Source organism: Lentzea sokolovensis, from assembly GCF_033949975.1.
In the GTDB taxonomy this organism is placed as follows: domain Bacteria; phylum Actinomycetota; class Actinomycetes; order Mycobacteriales; family Pseudonocardiaceae; genus Lentzea; species Lentzea sokolovensis.
Genome location: NZ_JAXAVU010000004.1, coordinates 862,150 through 879,536 on the forward strand (window position 1 = coordinate 862,150; position 17,387 = coordinate 879,536).

Sequence of the window (17,387 nt, forward strand, 5' to 3'; positions counted from 1 at the left end):
ACGACAATCATTTTCATTGCAACCCTGCTGGAAGGTCGATCGCGTGGCCCACGACACAATGCGCAGCCCGTCGGTGTTGCGCAGCACCACTTTTCTCCGTCTCTGGACCGCGACGACGGCATCGGGCATCGCGACCTGGGCGCTGCCGTTCGTGCTGGGCCTGGCCGTGCTCTCGCGCTCGCTGACGGCCGTGGAACTGGGCGTCCTGCTCGCCGCGCGCACCGCGGGCTTCCTGGCCGCCGTCCCGGTCAGCGGCGTCCTGGCCGACCGCTACGCGCGCCGTCAGGTGGTCCTGTGGTCAGGGCTCGTGTCCGCCGCCGCCGCGCCCGTCCTCGCTGCCTTCGTGGGCAACTCACTGGTGTTCGCGGCCGTCGCGGCCGCGGCGATGGGAGCGGGCCAGGGCGCGTGCCGGCCGGCGTTCCAGGCGCTGACCGCCGAGGTGGTCGCGGCCGGCCAACGGCAGCAGGCCAACGCCGCGATGACCCTGTCGGTGCGCGTGACGACGTTGGTGGCGCCGGGCTTGACCGCGTTGCTGGCCCTGTTCCTGAACACGCAGGTGCTGCTGCTCGGCATCGGCGCGCTGTGGCTGGCCGCGGCGCTGGTCCCGCCCGCGGGAACCGGCAGCACGGCCCCTGGCGGCGGTTCGGGCTTCGTGGCGGACTTCTGGGACGGCGTGCGTGAAGCCCGCAGGCATCCGTGGTTCCTGGCCGGGCTCGGCGCGCTCACCGCGGTGATCGCCACCGGCTACTCGGCGACCGGTGTGGTGCTCCCCCTGGTCAGCCGCGACCGCTACGACACCGAGGCGGTGCTGGCGGGCGCGTTGACCGCCTACACGCTCGGCGCACTCGCCGGCGCCCTGCTCATCGCCCGCTGGCGGCCCCGGCACGCGGGCTGGACCGCGCTGTTCGGCCTCGCGCTGTACGGGTTCGCGCCGCTGAGCCTGCTGCTGCCGGTGCACCCGTTCGTCGTGATCGCCGCCTACGCCGTCGCGGGACTGGGCATCGAGCTGTTCAACGTGCCGTGGTTCACCGCGACCCAGCGCGAGGTCGAGCCGTCCAAGCTCGCCCGGGTGTCCTCTTTGGACTTCCTGATGTCCTACGGCCTCGCGCCGATCGGCCTGGCGCTCATCGCCCCGGCGATCTCGGCGTTCGGCGCGCCCGTGGTGCTGGCCGCCTGCGCGGTGATCTGCTTCGCCGCGCCCGCTCTGGCCGCGCTGGTGCCGTCGTCACGGGACTTCGGGCCGCGCCGATGATCGTGCCGCCTGCAGGCCCTGGATCCGGCCGCGCGCAGGACGTTGACGGAGACGGGCGCGGTAGTCCTGACCGGCCTGCCGAACTCCCCGGACTCGTTGCCGGTCGCCGCTTCCCTGCTGTTCGGCACGTCGTTGCGCGAGCTGTTCCCGTACCGCACCCGGCGATCGGTGGACGGCGAGGTCGTCGGACTGCACGCGGACAGCTTCGACGTGGTCGTCGACGTCGCCGGGAAACCCGTGCGGCGCAGGCATCCCGACGAGGACCACGTCCTGGTGCTGCTCGCTTCCCAGGCGCCGTCCGGAGGTCAGTCGTTCGTCCTCGACGCGCACGAGTTCACCGACTCGCTCGACGCGGAGCTGAAGGACTTCCTCACGGGGTCCGATGTGGACCTGTACGGACGCTGGGCACGAACACGCGGCCTGCCCGCGACACCGCGGGTGGGCCGTCACATCGAGTACACCCGTACGGGCAGGCGCATCAACCGGCGCACGGACGGGGTCGCGGCCCTGCACCGCGACCCCGCCGCCGAACACGTCATCGACATGCTCGCCCGCTTCGACGCCGAGGTCGAGCGGGTGCAGCGGACGTTGCCGAGACTCAGGCTGAACGAGGGCGAACTCCTGGTCCTCGACAACTACCGCTGCTGGCACGGCCGGGACGCGCACACCGGCGCCCGGACCGTGCACATCCAAACCGTGCGGACCGACGACGCTTAGGAGGACGCTGCCTTCTCCAGTTCCTTGCGCAGCTGCTCCTTGGTCATGTTCGACGCACCGGTGACGCCGAGGTTCTGAGCCTGGGTGAGCAGTTCCTCGCGGGTGGCCTGGCCGGGCAGCTCACCGAGGTGGTCGGCGCGGCTGCGGGCGAACGCCTCGCCGAGCTCGTAGCGGCGCTGTGCGCTCAGGCGCTTGCGCATGCCCGGCAGCACCGTCTTCTCCTCTTCCTCCACGTGGTGGGTGATGGAGTCGATGACCTCCTGCAGCGCCTTCTCGTACTTCGGCGAGTCGTACTCGCAGTCGAGGAGCTTGGCGAGCAACTGCTCGGCCTCGGCGTGCTCCTCCTGGCTGTGCTCGACCTCGTCCTGACCACCCGCGTCCTTGGCCGGCGGGTAGACCTCGGACTCCTCCGCGCGGCTGTGGGCGACGAGCAGGCCGCACATCACCGGGGTGAGCAGCGGGCGTTTCTCCGGGTGGTTCTTCAGCTCGTCGAACAGGCGCTCCACCTCGCGGTGGTCCTGCATGATGAGGTCGACGACGTCGTACTGCATGGTGGTGGTTCTCCTTCAGTTCGGGTTGTTCCTCGGAAAGCGCGTGGTGGTGGACTCGAGACCGCGCCGTCCGATCCGGCCGAGTGCCACGCCGAAAGCACTGATCACGGCGAGGGCGACGACCGCGCTGATGACGATCGACCAGGCCAGGCCCGCACCCAGCAGGCCCGACGCCGCGCCGGCGATCACACCGCCGACGAGTCCGTTCACGAGGTTCACGAGGCCGGCGACGCCCAGCGCGGTTCCGAGCGGCCGCGGCCGCCTCGTCTTGCGCCAGCCGGTCTGGCCGCCGTCCGCCTCGACACCGAGGACGTCGTCGTGGATCTGGCGCACGAAGACGTCCTTGATGGACGGTTCGAGATCGCCGTAGACGTGCCGGATGCGGTTGATCCCCAGGCCGGCCCGCACGTCCTCGATCGTGAGCTCGACCGTCCGGAACAACGTGGCGAGACCGATCAGGAACAGCGCGGTGAAGACGACCAGCATCAGCGTCAGCAACACGGTCAGCGGCACGACCTGCGCGACGAACCCGAGCGCGATCATCGACGCGGAGATCGTCGTCAGGAGATGACCCGCCCGCCCGGTCGAGTCGGTGATCGTCGCCGTGCGGATCATCTGCAGCGTGTTGTGCTCCATGGTGAGGATCGTCAGCACCGAGGCCTTGTCCACGTCTGACACGTCAATGACCGAGCGCCTTGGCGAGTTCCTTCTTCGTCATCTTGGACCGGCCCTTGACGTTGCGCTGTTTCGCCTCGTTGTACAGCTGGTCGTACGTCGGCCCCTGCGCACCGCTGTGCGACCGCTGCCCGCCGCGCTTCTGCGGTGACATGTCCTCGATGGACGACCTGCTCGCCGTCTTGGACTCACCGGCCTGCGCACGGTTCTTGTTGACCGTCCGCGCGGCGATCTCCTTGGCGCGCTTGGGCGATGCGCCGCGGTCCTCGGCGGAGTCCTTGATGTGCTCGTACTGGCGTTCACGTTTCGCGTTCGATCCTGCGGGCATCACGACCTCCTTGCCCGGCGAATACCCCCGGTCAGTGAGGTTCACACCCACCCGACCGGGTAGCCGCGAGGCATGACGATGCGTGCCGTGGTGCTGAACTGCACCCTGAAGAAGTCGCCGGAGGAGTCCAACACGGACCTGCTCGCCCAGGTCGTGATCGACGAGCTGACGAAGAAGGACGTCGAGGTCACGTCGTTCCGGCTGGCGGACCACGAGATCCCGCCGGGCGTGGAGACCGACCTCGGCGGCGGCGACGAGTGGCCGAACGTCCACCGGTTGCTGCTCGACGCCGAGATCCTGGTGTTCGCGACCCCGACGTGGGTCGGCCGCCCGTCCTCGCTGGCCCAGCGGGCGCTGGAACGGATGGACGCCATGATCTCCGAGACCGACGACGAGGACCGGCCGGTGGCCTACAACCGCGTCGCGGGCGTGGTGGTGACCGGCAACGAGGACGGCGCGCACCACGTCATCAGCGAGATCTGCGGCGGGCTCGGCGACATCGGCTACACGATCCCCGGCCAGGCCTGGACCTACTGGAACCGCGGTCCGGGGCCGGGCCCGAGCTACTCGGACACCGACGAGGGTCACGAGTGGTCGGAGAAGACCGGCCGCACCATGGCCGCCAACCTGCACGCCGTCGCCCTGGCCCTGGCGGAACGCCCGATTCCGGCCTGAGCCAGCGCCACCAGAGCGCCGATCACCAAGCCGCCCAGGACGTCCGTGGGCCAGTGCACACGGGTCCTGAGGCGGCTGTAGGCGACCAGCAGCACCACGGGCGTCACGAACACAGCGGCCTCGCGGTCCACGAGCGCGGTGGCGGTGCCGAACGCGGCCGCAGTCACCGCGTGCTTGGACGGGAACGAGGACGAGCGGGGGTGCTCCGGCAGCGCCCGGCGCGCGGGCATGGCCGGGACCTGTGGCCGTCGACGGTGCACGAAGAGGCTGACCATGTGTCCGAGCGGCATGGCGAAGATGGCCGCCGCGAGTGCGCGCTTCGCGGCCTTTTCCCTGCCTGCCAACACGAGCAGCCCGGCGACGGGCAACCAGAGCACACCACCTCGCGCGGTCAGACTCGCGGCGATGATGATCGGGTGCGGGCGTCTGGTGGGCAACTCCTCGCTGTCGTGCAGCGATTCTTCGTCCAGTTCGTTCTCACCGTTCACGCGACACCGGACAAACTGGCACAACCGTGACGAACCTCAAGAATCCTCCAGGGTGGACTCGTCGCTCGAGCGACGATCTGTCCCGAGGGGGTTCCACCGGGCCGCGGTTCGAACCCAATTGCGACGGCGAGGGGGAGCCGAAAATCGACGATCTGGTCGTTTTACCGACAATGCCTACCGGAACGGACAAAGTACTCGTATCCGTATGAGTCGACTTCATCGACATCCATTCGGCCGGCGATGCCGAACAAACGTGCATTCGCACCGTCGAGGAGCTCCGCGAGTGCTTCCACCTGCAGCGCTGCGCGCGGCGCAGCCACACCCGTGCGGAGGGCGCCGGATCACCCTTCAAGACGTGAGACCAGCACCCCGCCGCGCTCGACGAACGCCTCCGGCAGCCACGGCTGCTCGACCTTGCGGCCGTTCCACCGCGTTTCGCTCACATAGATGCCCGGCGTGCCGGCGGCCAGGATCGTGATGTACTTCTTGGTGATCCGAGCCTTCGGGAACATCGGGCTCGACACGTGCAGTTCGGCACTGCTCGGTGTGCGCGGGTACAGGCCCAGCGCGGCGAAGACGTACCAGGCCGACATCGTGCCCAGGTCGTCGTTGCCGGGCAGGCCGGACGGGCCGGTGCGGTAGACCAGCCGGGCCATCGCGCGCACGGTCTCCTGGGTCTTCCGCGGCTGGCCGAGCTCGTTGTAGATCCACGGCGTGTGGATGCCCGGCTCGTTCGTCGGGTCGTACCGCAGCGCATCGCCGCCGGTCGCCCACGAGCCGTCCGCGCGGTGGAAGAACGCGTCGAGCCTGGTCGCCGCCGCTTCGGGTCCGCCCATCTCCTCGGCGAGGCCTTGGACGTCGTGCGGCACCATCCACGTGTAGGTGGCGCTGCTGCCCTGCGCGAAGCCCTGGTCGGAGGCCGGGTTGAACGGCGTCACCCAGGTGCCGTCGGCCTTGCGGGCCTGCTGGTAGCCGGTGGCCGGGTTGAACGTGTTGCGCCACCACCCCGCGCGCTTCCGCATGTCCTCGTCGGGACGGCCGAGCTTGCGTCCCAGATCGGCGAGTGCCTGGTCGGCGACGGAGTCCTCCAGCGTCTCGGCGGCGCCGCCCCAGCAGTGGCAGGTGTCCTGCGGGGCGTAGCCGAGGCGCAGGTACTCGGCGAGGTTCGGGCGCTGGCCCTCGCACTGGCCGGGGCAGCCCTTGTCGGACAGGCCGTCCGGGTGCGGGACGGTGGCCTGGCGCAGCAGCGAGTCGTAGGCCGCCCGCACGTCGAAGTTCCGCGCGCCCATGGCGTACATGCCCGCGATGGCCGGAGCGGACGGGTCGCCGGTCATGACGTGCGTCGGGCCGGTGATGTGGACCCAGCGGTCCCACACACCGCCGTTCTTGCGTGAGATCTCCAGCAACGACTGGGCGTAGCCGCTCGCCACGTCCGGCGCCAGCAGGGCGAGCAACTGGGTGTGGGCGCGGTACTGGTCCCAGCCGGAGAAGTTGCCGTACCGCACCTCGCGGCCGACGTCGCTGATCACGTTGGGCTGCAGGAAGGCGTGGTAGAGCGCGGTGTAGAAGATCGTGCGCTCGTCCGCGGTGCCACCGTCGATCTCGACCGCACGAAGCTGCTTCGCCCAGGCTTTCCTGGCCTCCGCCGCCACGTCGGCGACGGACGCGCGCTTCGGGATCTCCGTCGCGAGGTTGCGCTTCGCGGCGTCGAGGCTGGTGTAGGAGATGCCGACGCGCATCCGCACGGAACTGTCCGCAAAGGACACGTAACCGCCGGAACCCTTGCCCGCGCGGTTGCTTCCGGTCAGGTAGCCCTCGCCGCCGGAAGCGGACGTCGTGCCGGGCCGCAGTTCGCTGTTGACCCACGTGCCATAGGCCGCGATCGGACGGTCGAACGACGCGGTGAAGTGCAGGCGGTAGTAGGTCTTCTGGTTGTTCGTGCCGCCGTTCGCACGCCGGCCGCAGAACGCGCCAGTGAGCACCGAACCTGAGACCGTATTGGTCGCCGGGTCGATCGTGATGTCGGCGTCCTCGCTGCCGTTGAGCGAGTTCGAGGTGCGGAACAGCAGCGACCCGTTGACGGGGAACGTGAACTCGCCGATGCCCGCGCGCGTCGACACCGACAGGTCCGCCGTGGCACCGGACTTCAGGCCCACCCGGTAGCGGCCGGCCTCGGCCTTCTCGTCGGAGTGGGAGAAGTCGCTCGCGAAGATCTGGTCCTTGGTGTCCGCGGTCGGCGACGAGGTGATCTCACCGACGTGCGGCATGATCGGGACGTCACCCGCCGCGCCGGGATGGCAGCCCGCGCCGTTGACGTGCGTGAGGCTGAAGCCGCGCACCCTCGTCGCGTCGTAGGCGTAACCGTTGGCGGCGCCCGTGTTCGTCTGGTCGCCGCGGGTCGACGTCGGACTCCACGAGATCATCCCGAACGGTCGCACCGCGCCGGGATAGGTGTTGCCGCCGCCCGCGGAGCCGATCAGCGGGTCGACGTAGCGCGTGTCGTCTCTCACCGCCGCACTCGCGGGAGTCGCCAGCGCGGCGGTGAGGACAGTGACCAGGAAGACCGGGAGCGCTCTCACGTCCCGGGACACTAACCGGTTGTCAGTAAACGCAGGGTGGCCGGTAGCCGTCGATCTTCAGGCTCTGGAACTCCAGGTCGTTCTTCGTGTTGCCGACGAACACCAGGCCACGGGCGTCGTCGAGGGCCTCGGCGAGCGGGTAGGACGGCTTGCCGAGCGCGGGCAGATATGTCCAGTCCTTTGTCTTGAAGCTGAAGAACCGCTTCACGAGCCTGCCGCCCGTGGACGGAATCTTCGTGACCCACTTGTCGCCGCCGCTCCAGAACTCCGCGGGTCGCAGCTGGACGTAGAGGTCGTTGGTGGCGCGGTAGGTCATCCAGAAACCGGCCGAGTCGGACAGGTCGGCCTGGGCCTCGAACCTGTTGCCCAGCCAGACGACCATGACAGCCCAGTCGTCGGCCAGGAACTTGATCTTCGCCGTGTGGTCGTGCCGTCCCTTCGGCACGAGGATGCTGCCGGTCGCGGGCTCCGTGGCACCTTCACCACTGGCGATCCACTGCTGGTACCGGTCGATGGACGGGGTGGCGCACTCGCGGCCGTGCGAGGCGTTCGCGACCGCTGTCGAGCCGAGGGTGAACAGCAGCGCGTACGCGATCACCGCGACGCGGCCGAACGTCGATTTCAGGCGCATCTCGCGGACCGTAGCGGAAATTGGTATAAACCATTTCTCTTCACGGTTGACACTGGTCTCAGTTGGCTACCTGGACAGCGGATTGTGAGGACCGTCCGCCAGGTTCACAGTGAGCCTGGTGCAGCCCGCCAGATGCATCGCATTCATAGGTGTCGTAACGGTTCTCTCCCTCCAACTGACCGCTCCGGCCGTCGCGTCGACCGACTGCTCCCCCACCGTCGACGACCGGTCGTTCGCCTCCGCCGCCCGGTTGCGCGCTCTCAACGCCACCGTCGCCGGGTTCGGCGTCCGCGCCACCGGCAGCCCCGCCCACGACCGCCTGATCTCCTGGCTGGAACGCCGCGTGGACCGGCTGCCGGGCGTGTCAGTGCGATCGGAGCCCTTCGCGATCCAGCGCTGGAAGCCAGGTCCCGGTTTCCTGCTCTCGGGCGGCGTCGTGCCGGTCGCCGGCGCCATCCCCTACTCCGAGCCCGGCCTGCGCACCGGCGAACTGGTCCGCCTGCCCACCGGCACGCCGATCACCGCCGAGAACGCCCGCGGCAAGGTCGTCCTGAGGGACTTTCCGGCCCTCGACCGCGGCTACCTCGCCGAGCCGTTGCTGGACAAGGACATGGTCGACGCGGGCAAGGCGGGTGCCACCGGGGTCGTCGTCGCCTTCCCGTTCCCGCACGAGCAGGTGAAGGGCTACTGGGACCCGCACCTCGGCACCCACTACCGCGTGCCGGGCGTGTTCGTCGGCTCCGACGCGGCTGCGCGGCTGGTTGCGGGCACGCGAACGACGATCGGCGTGCTGGCCGGGCGAGCACCGGCCGTCACGCGTTCGCTGATCGCCACGCTGCCGGGCCTGAGCAGCGAGCGGATCGTCCTCGACACCAACACCGACGGCGTGGGGTGGGTGCAGGAGAACGGCACCGTCGCGCTGCTGGCGCTGGCCGAGCACTTCGCGCGCCTGCCGTCGCGGTGCCGGCCGCGCACGATCGAGTTCGTCTTCGCGACCGGGCACCTGCACCGCCCGGCGGAGGGCAGCGAGTTCCGGGCCCGCGCGCTCGACGCCGACTACGACTCGGGTTCCGTCGCGTTCGCGTTCGTGCTGGAACACCTCGGCACGCGGGAGTTCCTGCCTCAAGGCGGTTCGCTGCGACCGACGGGCCTGGCCGAGCTGTCCGGCTGGTTCGCGGGCAGTCCGGTGCTGGCCCAGAGCGCGCTGACAGCACTGGCCGGGCGCGCGGTCGATCGCACGTTCGTCCTGCCCGGCAGCGACCCGCCGGTGCCGGGCCGGGTGCCCGCGCAGTGCTCGTTCGGCGGCATCGGCACGCACTTCCACTCGCACCTGATCCCGACGATGGCGATGATCTCCGGGCCGTGGACGCTCTGGGCGCCGTCGTTCGGCTCGGCGGCCGTCGACCACGAACGGATGCGGCGCCAGGTGCTGGCCGCGGGCGACGCGATCACGGCGCTGGCCCCGGTGCCCCGGGAGCAGATCGCCGGGCCGTACCTGGAGCAACGGCAGGCGCGTGCGGCCGGAGCACCGACCTGTTCGCACGACCTGCCACCCGAGTGGGCGCCTAGAAGGTGATGTGTGCCTGGACGGCGAGGTGGTCGGACGGGAACTGGCCATCTCGCTGGAAGGTGTTGATCGCGGCGGCCTCGACGGTGACGCCGCGGGTGAGGATCCAGTCGATGCGCGGGCCGTCCGGCACGAGCGGGCCGTAGCCGTGGAACGTCCCGTACGCAGGGGTGGTCTGCGGGCCCGCGAGCCACGTGTCGGCCAGACCGGCCGTGAGGGTGGCGTAGGGCGGCGAGCCGGGGACGTCGTTGAAGTCGCCGGTGAGCACGACCGGCAGGGTCTGGGCCTGGAGGCGGTCGCGGACGAACTCGGCGCTGCGCAGGCGGGAGTTCGCCGACTCGTGGTCGAAGTGCGTGTTGACCGCCACGAACTGTTTGCCCGTCAGGCGGTCCGCGAACCGGACCCACGTGACCATGCGGATCACGTTGTTGCCCCACGATCGGGAGCCCACGACGTTCGGAGTGGCGGACAGCCAGTGGTGGTCGAATTCGAGCGGTTCGAGCCGGAGGGTGTCGAAGAAGATCGCCATGAACTCGTCGTGGCTGCCGCCCGCGCGGCCCAGGCCGATCCAGTCGTAGTGGGCGGGCAGGTCGTGGGCGATGTCGAGGAGTTGCCCGTAGAGACCCTCCTGCGTGCCGAGGACGGCCGGCAGCTCGTTCAGCAGCATCTGGGCCATGACCGGGCGTCTGACCGCCCACGAGTTCGGCTCGGCGGCTGAGGCGTACCGCAGGTTGAAGGACATCACGCTCAACGGGTCCACTTGGCCGATCATGACACAGGCCCGCCTCTGCGTTGAATCACACAAGCCGGGGTGAGGGTTGGGGCAAGTCGACGAAAAACGTGCCGACTTGCCCCAACCCTCACGAGGCGGGCCTGCTACTTACGCGGGCGCATAACCGGTCGGAGTGGCGGTGAAGCTGCCGCGGCCTTGCGTCCGGCTGCGCAAGCGAGTCACGTAGCCGAACATCTCCGCCAACGGCACGCTCGCCGTCACCACCGTCGTGCCGGTCCTGGCCACCGAACCGAGGATCCTGCCCCGGCGCGAAGCCAGATCACCGAGCACTCCACCGAGGTACTCCTCCGGCACGGTCACCGTGACCTCGGCGATCGGTTCGAGCAACGTCATCGCGCCGGCCTTCAGCGCGTCACGCAGCCCGAGCCGTCCCGCCGTGCGGAACGCCATCTCCGACGAGTCCTTGACGTGCGTGGACCCGTCGACCAGCGTCACCCGCACACCGGCCACCGGATGCCCGAGCGGCCCTTCGGCCAGCGCGTCCCGGCAGCCCTGTTCGACCGCGCGGACGAACTCCTGCGGCACCCGCCCGCCGGTGACGGCCGAGCGGAACTCGAAACCGGTCTCCAGCGGCTCGGTGTCGAGCACGACGTGCGCGAACTGCCCCTGCCCTCCGTCCTGCTTCACGTGCCGGTAGACGAATCCCGTCACGCCTGAGGCAACGGTCTCGCGGTACGAGACGCGCGGGCGTCCCATGGTGATCTCGATGCGGTGCAGCGTGCGCGCCTTCTCCACCGAGACCTCCAGGTGCAGCTCGCCCTGGCCGGACAGCACCGTCTGGCCGGTCTCCGGGTCCGTCCCGAACCGCAGGGACGGGTCCTCGTCGACCAGGTGGGCCAACGCTTCGGTCAACCGAGCGTTGTCCGCGCTGGTCCGCGCTTCCACCGCCACCGACACGACCGGATCGGCCGACACCGCGGGTTCGAGCAACAGCGGAGCCGTTGGCGCGCACAGGGTTGTGCCCGTGCGTGCCGACTTCAGCCCCACCAGCGCCACGATGTCACCCGCGACGGCCTGGTCGACCGGCGTGTGCCGATCGGCCTGGACGCGCAGGATCCGACCGATGCGCTCGGTGCGGCCGCCGACCTGGACCGTCTCTCCCTTGTGGAGGGTGCCCGAGTAGACGCGCGCGTACGCCAGCCGTCCGGTGGCGGTGGCGTTCACCTTGAACACCAGCGCCGCGAACGGCGCGTCCGGGTCCGGCTGCCGTTCCTGGCCGTCGACGCCACGCACCGGCGGAACGTCCACAGGGGACGGCAGGTACGCGATCACCGCGTCCAGCAACGGTTCGATGCCGCGGTTGCGGTACGCCGAGCCGCACAGCACGACGGTCGCCTGACCTCGCTGGGTCAGTTCCCGCAGAGCGTTCCTCAACGTCTGCTCGGACAGGCCTTGTGCGAAGAACTCCTCCAATGCGTCGGGATGCAGTTCCGCCACCGCCTCTTCCAGGGCGCGGCGACGTCGTTGTGCCTCTGCCAGCAGCGTGTCCGGCACGGGTCCTTCGGTCATGCCGTCGTCCCAGGTCAGCGCACGCATGCGCACCAGGTCGACGACGCCGCGGAACCCGTCCTCCACGCCGATCGGCAGTTGCACGACGAGCGGAACGGTGTGCAGCCGCGTGCGGATCGACTCCACGACGGCGTCGAGGTCCGCGCCCGCCCGGTCGAGCTTGTTGACGAACGCGATCCGCGGCACGCCGTGGCGATCAGCCTGCCGCCACACGGATTCGCTCTGCGGCTCGACACCGGCGACGCCGTCGAACACCGCGACGGCCCCGTCCAGCACGCGCAGGGACCGTTCGACCTCGTCGGCGAAGTCGACGTGTCCCGGCGTGTCGATGAGGTTGATGCGGTGCCCGTCCCACGTGCAGGTCACGGCCGCGGCGAAGATCGTGATGCCGCGGTCGCGTTCCTGCGGGTCGAAGTCGGTGACGGTCGTGCCGTCGTGGACCTCGCCGCGCTTGTAGGTGCTGCCGGTCGCGAACAGGACGCGTTCGGTGAGCGTGGTCTTGCCCGCGTCGACGTGGGCGAGGATGCCGAGGTTGCGGACAGCGTTCAACGTGATCGTGCGCATGGCTGTGTGCCTTTGGTGTCAAGGACTTACGGGGTCAGCGCGATGACCCGACGAACACCTGGAACGGGCTCGTCAGACACTCCGGTACCCGGCGCGCAGCGGGCAGCCGGGGTGCGGAGACACGAGGATCACGTCGAAACGGGACGGGAGCACGGCGGTGGTGCGCATGGCCGGTCCCCTCTCGTCGTTCACTCGGTGATGATGATCGTGGAGTGTAGACAGATCAGCACTCGCACGACAGCGGTTTACTCACATCAACATCCGCTCACAGCGGATTGTTCCCAGGAACACCACCCCAGCGCCCCTCGTTCCACAAGCATGCGTCTGTGTTTGCTCGGCGACTCGATCGCCGCGGGAGTGGGCAGCACGCGCCGGGAGGACACGCTCGGCCCGTTGCTCGCCGAACGCCTTCGGGCGATGGGACACCAGGTCGACCTCAGCGTGCACGCCTTCGCGGGCGCCCGCTCGGCCGACCTGCGCGCCCAGGTTCGAGCGGCGGGCAAGGTCGACCTCGCGGTCGTGGTGATCGGCGCGAACGACCTGACGAGGTTCGTCCCGGCACACGTCGGCGCGCAGCAACTGCACGACGCGGTCGCGGACCTGCGGCGAGCGGGTGCCGCGGTCGTCGTCAGCACCGCGCCCGACCTGAGCGTCGTCGCGCACGTGCCGCCCGCCCTGCGCGACGTCGTGTCCGCCGTGAGCCGCGACTACGCCCAGGTGCAGCAGCAGGCCGTCATCCGCGCGGGTGGTGTGGTCGCCCACGTCGAACGCGCGGTGACTCCGCAGTTCGCCGCGGACCCCTCGCTCTTCGCGGCGGATCGCTTCCACCCGTCGGCCTCCGGCTACCGCGCGATCGCCGCGGCTCTCGCGCCCGCGGTCGAAGCCGTCGCCGCGGAACTTCGCGCCTGAGCGATTGCGATCAACGCCGTGGCGTCGTACTGTCCGCACTAAGTTCAAGCATTGAACGAATGAGGTGGATGATGAGCACGCCCACTCCGGCGGACAAGTTCTCCTTCGGTCTCTGGACCGTGGGCTGGCAGGGCCGTGACCCGTTCGGCGAGGCCACGCGCCCCGAACTGGACGTGGTCGAGGCGGTGCACCGGCTCGCCGAACTCGGCGCGTACGGGCTGACGTTCCACGACGACGACCTGTTCGGCTTCGAGGCCACGAACCGCGACCAGCAGATCAGCCGGCTGCAGGGCGCGCTCGCCGAAACCGGGCTCGTCATCCCGATGGTGACGACGAACCTGTTCAGCCACCCCGTGTTCAAGGACGGCGGCTTCACCAGCAACGACCGCGGCGTGCGGCGGTTCGCGCTGCAGAAGGTGCTGCGCAACGTCGAACTGGCGGCGGAGCTCGGCGCCAAGACCTTCGTGCTGTGGGGCGGGCGCGAGGGCTCCGAGTACGACGTGGCCAAGGACGTGCGGGCGGCGCTCGAGCGGTACCGCGAGGCCATGAACCTGCTGACGCAGTTCGTCACCGACCGGGGTTACGACATCCGGTTCGCGATCGAGCCGAAGCCGAACGAGCCGCGCGGCGACATCCTGCTGCCGACGGTCGGGCACGCGCTGGCGTTCATCACGTCTCTCGACAAGCCCGAGCTGGTCGGCGTGAACCCCGAGGTCGGGCACGAGCAGATGGCCGGGCTCAACTTCGTGCACGGCATCGCGCAGGCGTTGTGGCACGGCAAGCTGTTCCACATCGACCTCAACGGGCAGCGCAGCATCAAGTACGACCAGGACCTGGTGTTCGGGCACGGCGACCTGATGAACGCGTTCGCGCTGGTGGACCTGCTGGAGACGGCCGGTTACGACGGCCCGCGGCACTTCGACTACAAGCCGTCGCGCACCGAGGACATCAAGGGCGTCTGGGACTCGGCGAAAGCGAACATGGCCACCTACCTGCTGCTTCGCGACCGCGCGGCAGCCTTCCGGGCCGACCCGGAGGTGCAGGAGGCGCTCGCGACGGCGGGTGTCGCCGAGTTGTCGCAGCCCACGCTGAACGCCGGCGAGTCCTACGATGACCTGATCAAGGACACCGGTTTCGACCCCGACCAGGCGGGCGAACGCGGCTACGGCTTCGTGCAGCTCAACCAGCTCGCCATCGAGCACCTCACGGGAGCACGCTGACATGACGCTCGTCGCCGGCATCGACTCGTCCACGCAGTCGTGCAAGGTCGTGGTTCGTGACGCGGAGACCGGCAGGCTCGTCCGGGAGGGCCGCGCGGCTCACCCGGACGGCACCGAGGTGCACCCGTCGCACTGGTGGAGCGCGCTTCAGGACGCCCTGGCCGATGCCGGCGGGCTCGACGACGTCGCGGCGGTGAGCGTCGCCGGTCAGCAACACGGCATGGTCTGCCTCGACGAGGACGGCGAGGTCGTGCGCGAGGCGCTGCTGTGGAACGACACCCGTTCCGCGGCGGCCGCCGCCGCACTCACGGACGAGCTGGGCGCGGCGGAGTGGGCGGCGAGGATCGGGCTCGTGCCGGTCGCGTCGTTCACGATCACGAAGCTGCGCTGGCTCGCCCAGCACGAACCGGCCAACGCCAAGCGCACCGCCGCCGTCTGCCTGCCGCACGACTGGCTGACGTGGCGGCTGCGCGGCACCGGCGACCTGGCCGACCTGGTCACCGACCGCTCGGACGCGTCCGGCACCGGCTACTTCGACTCGGTGACGAACTCCTACGTGCCTGACCTGGTCTCGCTGGCCCTCGGCCGCTCCGACGTGGTGCTGCCGCAGGTGCTGGGGCCCGCCGAGTGGCGAGACGGACCGTCTCGTCTCGCCGCGGGTGCCGGCGACAACGCGGCGGCCATGCTCGGTGTCGGCGGCGGCACGGACATCCTGGTGTCGCTCGGCACGTCCGGCGTGGTCACGGCCACCAGCGACGTCCGGGCGCAGGACCCGTCCGGGATCGTGGCGGGGTTCGCCGACGCCACGGGCCGCTACCTGCCCCTGGCCTGCACGTTGAACGCAGCCCGCGTGCTGGACGCGACCGCCAGGATGCTGGGCGTCGACCTCACGAAGCTCAGTGAGCTCGCCCTGTCCGCCAAGCCGGGTGCGGAAGGCGTCGTGATGGTGCCTTACCTGGAGGGCGAGCGGACACCGAACCTGCCGGACGCGACGGGTGCACTGCACGGCCTGACGCTTGCCAACGCGACGCCCGCGAACATCGCGCGTGCGGCCGTGGAAGGCATGCTGTGCGGTCTCGCCGTGGGACTCGACGCACTCGCTGAGCAAGGTGCGGACGTCACGGGCGTGCGGCTCGTCGGAGGAGCGGCGGTTTCACCAGCGGTGCGGGAGATCGCGCCGGTGGTGTTCGGGGTGCCGGTGACGGTGCCAGCGCCTGGTGAGTACGTCGCCGACGGCGCCGCGAGGCAGGCCGCGTGGACGCTCACGGGCGGTGCGACGCCGCCGGAGTGGACGCTGGCGGACAGCACTCGCTACGCGGCGGAGGCGGTGCCGGAGATCCGGGCGCGGTACGGCGATGCCGCGCGGAAGTACCTGAACCGGTGACCACCTGGAGGCCGGGAGTCCGCGTGCGGACTCCCGGACCCGCGCAGCGATACTTGAGCCGATGACCACCGTCGACCACCTCCGCCAGGTCCGCCTCGGCAACCTGCGGACGGTGCTGCTCGCGCTCGTCGACCGTCCCGGCTCGCGGGCCGACCTGGCCGGGCGCACCGGCCTCACCAAGGCGACGCTGTCCAACCTCACCGAACCGTTGCTGGCCAACGGGATCCTGGTCGAGGAACCGGCCACGCTCGCCGGCATGGGCAGGCCGTCCAAACCGCTGCGCTTCCACCCGGACGGCCCGGTCGCGGTGGGCGCGGAGATCAACGTCAGCCACCTCGCCGTCGAGACCATCGGACTCGACGGCGAGACGCTCGAGCGCCGTCTCGTGCCCGCCGACATGCGCAAGGCCACGGCGGACGAGGTGCTCGACCGGATCGCCGACCTGATCCGCGAGGTCACCGGGCCGCGCCTGTTCCTCGGCGCGGGCCTGGCGATACCCGGTGTCGTCCACGACGGCGTCGTCATCCGGACCCCCAACCTGCCGAACCTCGTCGGCGTGCGGCTGGCCGAGCGACTGAGCCGGCGAACGGACCTCGACGTCCAGCTGGACAACGAGGCGAACCTCGCCGCGCTCGCCCACCTGTGGCCGCGGCACCTCGCGGGCGAGGACTTCGTGCACGTGACCGCGGACGTCGGCATCGGTGCGGGTGTCGTGCTGAACGGCGAGGTCTATCGCGGCGTCAGCGGGTTCGCGGGCGAACTCGGGCATGTCGTGATCGAACGCAACGGCGTGCTTTGCACGTGCGGCAGTCGCGGTTGTGTGGAGCGGTACGCGGGCCTCGACGTCATCTTGCGCGAGGCCGGACGGCGGCGGCTCGACTCCCTGTGCAAAGCACTGGACGCGGGCGATCTCAGGGCGCTGGAGGCCGTGCGGAACGCCGGCGAGGCGCTCGGGGTCGGGCTCGGGACCCTGATGAACCTCTTCGACGTCCCGACGGTCGTGCTCGGCGGCAGCTACGCCGTGCTGTACGACCACCTGCGCGAGGCCGTGCAGTCCGAAATGGACCGCAGGGTCCTCGCGGGCGGCGAACGGCACACCAGGCTGATCGCCTCACCCCTCGGCGAGTTCGCGGTGGCGCGGGGCGCGGCGGGACTGGTCACGAGACGCGCGGTGCAGCAGCCCGAGCGACTCTTCGCCTAGCCAGCACGCCGAGCGCCACGGCGGCGAGGCCCACCACCAGCGACACGTAGCCGCCGACGATGCCGTAGCCGGTGCCGGGACCGCCCTTCGCCATCAGCACGACCACCACGCCGAGCACCACCGCGACCCCACCGGCGATCGCGGCGACCAGGCCGCTCCGGCCTCGTCTCAGGGCCAGCACGCCCATCACCACGCCGAAAACGCCGGCGGCAGCGCCGATCAGCGACCACATGCGTCCGGCGGTCATCTCGTAAGCAGCTGAGAGCAACATGGCTCAAGCGTGTCCCGCGAACCGCGAACGGTCGTCGTGCGTGCGCAGACAGCGACTACCGCGGTCGCGGTAG

General features: G+C 70.1%; 17 protein-coding genes. 8 read left to right on the plus strand and 9 right to left on the minus strand.

Annotated features, from left to right (window positions below):
• Positions 1-58: 58 nt before the first annotated feature.
• Positions 59-1,252, plus strand: a complete 1,194-nt coding sequence (locus tag SK854_RS09395; RefSeq protein ID WP_319974909.1) for an MFS transporter — start codon at positions 59-61, stop codon at positions 1,250-1,252.
• An 18-nt stretch (positions 1,253-1,270) separates the two neighbouring features.
• Entirely contained in the window at positions 1,271-1,969 is a 699-nt protein-coding gene (locus SK854_RS09400) for a TauD/TfdA family dioxygenase (protein ID WP_319974910.1), read from the plus strand.
• On the opposite strand, the gene SK854_RS09405 is transcribed toward SK854_RS09400, so the two are convergent.
• The 3 genes from SK854_RS09405 to SK854_RS09415 are packed head-to-tail and all read right to left on the minus strand — an operon-like array spanning position 1,966 to position 3,523.
• On the minus strand, positions 1,966-2,520 hold the full coding sequence (locus SK854_RS09405) for a hemerythrin domain-containing protein (RefSeq protein WP_319974616.1): 555 nt from the start codon (positions 2,518-2,520) through the stop codon (positions 1,966-1,968). The two genes, SK854_RS09400 and SK854_RS09405, sit on opposite strands and share 4 nt — an antisense overlap.
• A 15-nt stretch (positions 2,521-2,535) precedes the next feature.
• Complete coding sequence (locus SK854_RS09410; RefSeq protein ID WP_319974617.1) at positions 2,536-3,198, minus strand: hypothetical protein; 663 nt, start codon at positions 3,196-3,198, stop codon at positions 2,536-2,538.
• A gap of 1 nt (position 3,199) precedes the next feature.
• Positions 3,200-3,523, minus strand: a complete 324-nt coding sequence (locus tag SK854_RS09415; RefSeq protein ID WP_319974618.1) for a plasmid stabilization protein — start codon at positions 3,521-3,523, stop codon at positions 3,200-3,202.
• A gap of 72 nt (positions 3,524-3,595) precedes the next feature.
• Here SK854_RS09415 and SK854_RS09420 point away from each other — a divergent pair, with 72 nt between their 5' ends.
• Entirely contained in the window at positions 3,596-4,198 is a 603-nt protein-coding gene (locus tag SK854_RS09420; RefSeq protein ID WP_319974619.1) for a flavodoxin family protein, read from the plus strand.
• On the opposite strand, the gene SK854_RS09425 is transcribed toward SK854_RS09420, so the two are convergent.
• The 3 genes from SK854_RS09425 to SK854_RS09435 all read right to left on the minus strand — a co-directional run bounded on the left by SK854_RS09425 (position 4,108) and on the right by SK854_RS09435 (position 7,896).
• On the minus strand, positions 4,108-4,686 hold the full coding sequence (locus SK854_RS09425; RefSeq protein WP_319974620.1) for a phosphatase PAP2 family protein: 579 nt from the start codon (positions 4,684-4,686) through the stop codon (positions 4,108-4,110). The two genes, SK854_RS09420 and SK854_RS09425, sit on opposite strands and share 91 nt — an antisense overlap.
• A gap of 341 nt (positions 4,687-5,027) precedes the next feature.
• The gene (locus SK854_RS09430) at positions 5,028-7,265 is read right to left on the minus strand and encodes a GH92 family glycosyl hydrolase (RefSeq protein ID WP_319974621.1); all 2,238 of its coding nucleotides are present in this window, start codon (positions 7,263-7,265) and stop codon (positions 5,028-5,030) included.
• A gap of 22 nt (positions 7,266-7,287) precedes the next feature.
• Positions 7,288-7,896 carry a hypothetical protein gene (locus tag SK854_RS09435; protein WP_319974622.1) on the minus strand — a complete coding sequence of 203 codons (609 nt, stop codon included), beginning with the start codon at positions 7,894-7,896 and terminating at the stop codon, positions 7,288-7,290.
• 118 nt (positions 7,897-8,014) lie between these two features.
• Between SK854_RS09435 and SK854_RS09440 the strand changes: the two genes are divergently transcribed.
• Entirely contained in the window at positions 8,015-9,472 is a 1,458-nt protein-coding gene (locus tag SK854_RS09440) for a hypothetical protein (protein ID WP_319974623.1), read from the plus strand.
• Here the strand turns inward: SK854_RS09440 and SK854_RS09445 are convergent.
• Together SK854_RS09445 and fusA are read right to left on the minus strand one after the other, a co-directional pair.
• Complete coding sequence (locus SK854_RS09445; RefSeq protein WP_319974624.1) at positions 9,462-10,223, minus strand: endonuclease/exonuclease/phosphatase family protein; 762 nt, start codon at positions 10,221-10,223, stop codon at positions 9,462-9,464. The genes SK854_RS09440 and SK854_RS09445 overlap by 11 nt on opposite strands.
• Positions 10,224-10,343: 120 nt before the next feature.
• A complete protein-coding gene (gene fusA, locus SK854_RS09450; protein ID WP_319974625.1) occupies positions 10,344-12,329 on the minus strand; it encodes an elongation factor G in 1,986 nt (661 codons plus the stop codon).
• Positions 12,330-12,647: 318 nt separating this feature from the next.
• Between fusA and SK854_RS09455 the strand changes: the two genes are divergently transcribed.
• The 4 genes from SK854_RS09455 to SK854_RS09470 all read left to right on the plus strand — a co-directional run bounded on the left by SK854_RS09455 (position 12,648) and on the right by SK854_RS09470 (position 17,043).
• Complete coding sequence (locus SK854_RS09455) at positions 12,648-13,238, plus strand: SGNH/GDSL hydrolase family protein (RefSeq protein ID WP_319974626.1); 591 nt, start codon at positions 12,648-12,650, stop codon at positions 13,236-13,238.
• A gap of 68 nt (positions 13,239-13,306) precedes the next feature.
• Complete coding sequence (gene xylA, locus SK854_RS09460) at positions 13,307-14,458, plus strand: xylose isomerase (RefSeq protein ID WP_319974911.1); 1,152 nt, start codon at positions 13,307-13,309, stop codon at positions 14,456-14,458.
• A gap of 1 nt (position 14,459) precedes the next feature.
• Positions 14,460-15,842, plus strand: coding sequence for a xylulokinase (gene xylB / locus SK854_RS09465; protein WP_319974627.1), 1,383 nt, complete (start codon positions 14,460-14,462; stop codon positions 15,840-15,842).
• A 61-nt stretch (positions 15,843-15,903) separates the two neighbouring features.
• The gene (locus SK854_RS09470) at positions 15,904-17,043 is read left to right on the plus strand and encodes an ROK family protein (protein ID WP_319974628.1); all 1,140 of its coding nucleotides are present in this window, start codon (positions 15,904-15,906) and stop codon (positions 17,041-17,043) included.
• Here the strand turns inward: SK854_RS09470 and SK854_RS09475 are convergent.
• Positions 17,000-17,314: a DUF6223 family protein gene (locus SK854_RS09475; RefSeq protein WP_319974629.1), complete on the minus strand. Its 315-nt coding sequence runs from the start codon at positions 17,312-17,314 to the stop codon at positions 17,000-17,002. The genes SK854_RS09470 and SK854_RS09475 overlap by 44 nt on opposite strands.
• Between the last annotated feature and the right edge of the window lie 73 nt (positions 17,315-17,387).

Excerpts from the sequence above, each read along its gene's own strand:
- SK854_RS09395 (WP_319974909.1), top strand. The coding sequence starts at position 59 with ATGCGCAGCCCGTCGGTGTTGCGCAGCACCACTTTTCTCCGTCTCTGG.
- SK854_RS09455 (WP_319974626.1), top strand. The coding sequence starts at position 12,648 with ATGCGTCTGTGTTTGCTCGGCGACTCGATCGCCGCGGGAGTGGGCAGC.
- fusA (WP_319974625.1), bottom strand. The coding sequence starts at position 12,329 with ATGCGCACGATCACGTTGAACGCTGTCCGCAACCTCGGCATCCTCGCC.
- SK854_RS09415 (WP_319974618.1), bottom strand. The coding sequence starts at position 3,523 with ATGCCCGCAGGATCGAACGCGAAACGTGAACGCCAGTACGAGCACATC.
- SK854_RS09475 (WP_319974629.1), bottom strand. The coding sequence starts at position 17,314 with ATGTTGCTCTCAGCTGCTTACGAGATGACCGCCGGACGCATGTGGTCG.
- SK854_RS09470 (WP_319974628.1), top strand. The coding sequence starts at position 15,904 with ATGACCACCGTCGACCACCTCCGCCAGGTCCGCCTCGGCAACCTGCGG.
- SK854_RS09405 (WP_319974616.1), bottom strand. The coding sequence starts at position 2,520 with ATGCAGTACGACGTCGTCGACCTCATCATGCAGGACCACCGCGAGGTG.
- xylB (WP_319974627.1), top strand. The coding sequence starts at position 14,460 with ATGACGCTCGTCGCCGGCATCGACTCGTCCACGCAGTCGTGCAAGGTC.
- SK854_RS09435 (WP_319974622.1), bottom strand. The coding sequence starts at position 7,896 with ATGCGCCTGAAATCGACGTTCGGCCGCGTCGCGGTGATCGCGTACGCG.
- xylA (WP_319974911.1), top strand. The coding sequence starts at position 13,307 with ATGATGAGCACGCCCACTCCGGCGGACAAGTTCTCCTTCGGTCTCTGG.
- SK854_RS09420 (WP_319974619.1), top strand. The coding sequence starts at position 3,596 with ATGACGATGCGTGCCGTGGTGCTGAACTGCACCCTGAAGAAGTCGCCG.